Origin of the sequence: Hominilimicola sp. (assembly GCF_046972485.1) — a bacterium.
GTDB classification, from domain to species: domain Bacteria; phylum Bacillota; class Clostridia; order UBA1381; family UBA1381; genus Hominilimicola; species Hominilimicola fabiformis.
Genome location: NZ_JBKVWU010000188.1, coordinates 1 through 3,016, shown reverse-complemented (window position 1 = coordinate 3,016; position 3,016 = coordinate 1). Strand labels below are relative to the sequence as shown.

At 37.4% G+C, this 3,016-nt stretch carries 3 protein-coding genes; all 3 read right to left on the bottom strand.

The window, feature by feature from the left end:
- Positions 1–32: 32 nt before the first annotated feature.
- The 3 genes from ACLTU0_RS11605 to ACLTU0_RS11595 all read right to left on the bottom strand — a co-directional run bounded on the left by ACLTU0_RS11605 (position 33) and on the right by ACLTU0_RS11595 (position 2,942).
- Entirely contained in the window at positions 33–872 is an 840-nt protein-coding gene (locus ACLTU0_RS11605; RefSeq protein ID WP_412322594.1) for a hypothetical protein, read from the bottom strand.
- Between the two features lie 182 nt (positions 873–1,054).
- Complete coding sequence (locus tag ACLTU0_RS11600) at positions 1,055–1,291, bottom strand: hypothetical protein (RefSeq protein WP_412322595.1); 237 nt, start codon at positions 1,289–1,291, stop codon at positions 1,055–1,057.
- A gap of 70 nt (positions 1,292–1,361) precedes the next feature.
- A complete protein-coding gene (locus ACLTU0_RS11595; protein WP_412322592.1) occupies positions 1,362–2,942 on the bottom strand; it encodes a VirD4-like conjugal transfer protein, CD1115 family in 1,581 nt (526 codons plus the stop codon).
- Between the last annotated feature and the right edge of the window lie 74 nt (positions 2,943–3,016).

The window sequence follows — 3,016 nt, the reverse complement described above, 5'->3', positions numbered from 1 at the left end:
CCATAATATTGCATAAAATACAACGACAAATTTTAAGTGCCTAACATTTCTTTTACTATTCTGTCTGCACCTTTGATAAGCCCAACCAATATCAACATATTAAAAATCGCTTCGCCTATATATTTCCATATCATTGTTACTGTTGTGATTGATGTATCAATATTAGGTGTACTTGCACTTGCAAATGCCGAAAATATAATACACGCAAGTACGATTACTGCTCCTTCCAAGCATACACCGACATATGATTTTATAAATGATTTTCCAATCTGTGATGTTCCTTCACCCGCAAATGACGAAAGGGGAACAGGGGCAAGTGCGGTGTACATATATAGTTTGAAAAAACGTCCATACACGCTCATTATCATAATAAATGATAGCACGGTTATAAATAAACTGCCGAGTATTGTAACAAGCCATAATGGTATGCTTGCCCAAAAACCTGCTTCTTCAACCGCCGTTTCAATCGCTGCGGGGAGAGTTACAGCCGCACCACTGATACCACCAAGGCTACCTGCAATTTTTTCTACCACACCGCCACATATTTTATATATGACAGTCATAATGTCAAGTGCATATGTAATTGCTACTTTGGCTGCAAGAAAACGGATAAAGTGTTTTAGTGCATATTCTGGACGCTGAAAATCTCTAAAACTTGCGGTTGATTTGAATATACTCATAGCAAAAAAGAGGATAAGCAAGGCATATCCAATAGCCTGCAATCCTCCATTTATTGTAGTTACGATATTCCATATTGCTCCGCCTTTGAATTCTTGCGGGGAAGTAGTTATAATTGACCATATTTCAGTCATTTTATCATTCCAAGTGCTGAACGCATTTTCCAAATTTGCTACTATCCAATTATCTGACAATATATTCACCTCCTAATGCTATAACATAAACCGTAAATGTTTTGCTCACTACAACTTGCAAGCAAGTTGTAAAAATCCAATGCAAAAAGAGCAACCAATCTAACAAGATTGATTGCTCTTATGCTAAATTCATTATCTTTTCAACTTATTTTTCTGTCTTTTATCTTGTTGTATCTCGCAGTTTATAATATTAAATCAAGAATATCCTTTGCAAATGCAATAATTACACCGCCGAAGAATGTTAAGAAACCGTTAGCACGTTGTGAAGCGTCGTGCGATTTCAACGACAGACCTATTTGTACGATACCGAAACCTAACAAAATCATTCCGATTGCCTTAATGGCTGAGAATATAAATGTTGACAGACCGTTAATTGCTGATAATGGGTCGTCTGCCAGTACAGGTGTTGCAAATGACATTATAAGAAGTATTGTCATAAGTGTATATTTTGCTACACGCAGATGTTTTGTTGCCTTGTTGAGTTTTTCTTTAGTTTTGTTCGTGTTCTGAATTTTTTTCATTGTCTGTATCCTCCAAATCCATAAATTTTAAGTTTTCAATATCCGATACATTTAAATCTTCTATCAGATATTTATTGTCTTTGCTGTGTGTGTACGGCATAGCTCCGCCGTCCTCAGTCAGCTTGATATTTGTGTGTGATAGTATGTCAAACTTCTTGTCCATTATAGGTTTTTCGCCACGGATAAAAATAATAGCGTTTGAATTATTCAACAGGCGTACTTCGTCCAACGTCAATAATTCACGTCCTGCGTTTTGATAATTTGTATTGCTGCTACCGTTACGTCCCTTTGTGATACCTCGCGTTTGCGTGCCAATAGTTTCCTTGCCAAGCATTTTTGAAATGTATTCGTGTGTACTTTGCTCGTTACCGCCTAAATACAAAAAAGTGTCGCAGTTTCCTACGACACTTTCCCAACTATCCTTAAACAATCCCTTTAACTGTGCCATATTTTGAATGATTATTGACACTGAAATTCGACGTGAACGCATAGTTGCAAGCACCCTTTCAAAGTTATCCGGCAATGCCACATTTGCGAATTCGTCCATTACAAAATGTACGGGAATAGGCAACTCTCCACCGTGTTTATGGTCTGCTCGATAATACAATTCTTGAAATGCCTGCGTATAAAGCATACCGACAAGATAATTAAATGAATTATCATTGTCGGGGATTACGCAAAATATAGCTTTTTTCTTTTCGCCCAAACTGCCTATATCAAGATTATCATATGACGTCATTTTAGCGATTTCGGGTAAGTTAAAAGCCGCAAGCCTTACCGCTGCGGAAATAAGTATTGATTTTGCCGTTTTGCCTGACGCTTGCTTAAATATTTTCCATTGCTTTACTGCAATATGTTCGGGACATCGTTCTTCAAGCGTTTCAAACAATATATCAACGGGGGATTCAAATGTTTCGTCCTCCTCCATCGTAGCTGCATTTTCAATCATAAACATCATAGTTTCAAAATTTTGTTCTTCAGATGGTGCTTCGTGTATAAGATATAACATCAACGCTGAGTCAAGTGCAATTTCGCTTTTCTCCCAAAACGGGTCTGACTGTTGTGCGTTCTTAGGCGTGGTATTCTGTATTAAGTTTGATATTAGCTTTATTACATCTTCATCCGTCCGAATATATACAAACGGATTGTATCCGTCCGAATCTGACGGATTGATAAGATTGAATACCTTAACATCATATCCACGTTGTAACAATAGAGGTGCTGTTGCTCGTAACATTTCACCCTTGGGGTCGGCTATAACAAATGAGGTATTGCATTGCATAATGTTAGGTTTAGCATAAAATCGAGTTTTTCCTGCACCGCTGCCACCGACTACAAGTATGTTTAGATTTCGTCTATGACTTTTCGCATTCAGACTTAACATCAAATTCTGCGACAATATGAGATTTTTTAACTTGTTTTTTCTGTTAGTGTATTTTCGTGCAATGCTTTGAACATTACCCCATTTTGCTGAGCCGTGTTCTTCTCCCGGTCTGCGATTTTCGCTTGAAGTGAAATATATGCCTACACCACACGCATAGATAAACAAAAAAACGAGTACAGTTTTTATGATGTGACCCCAAAAAGTTAGACTTTTTATAGCGTAGTAGTTTTAACGACTGC

Coding starts and splice junctions, on each gene's coding strand:
- ACLTU0_RS11600 (WP_412322595.1), bottom strand. CDS start 1,291: ATGTCATTTGCAACACCTGTACTGGCAGACGACCCATTATCAGCAATT.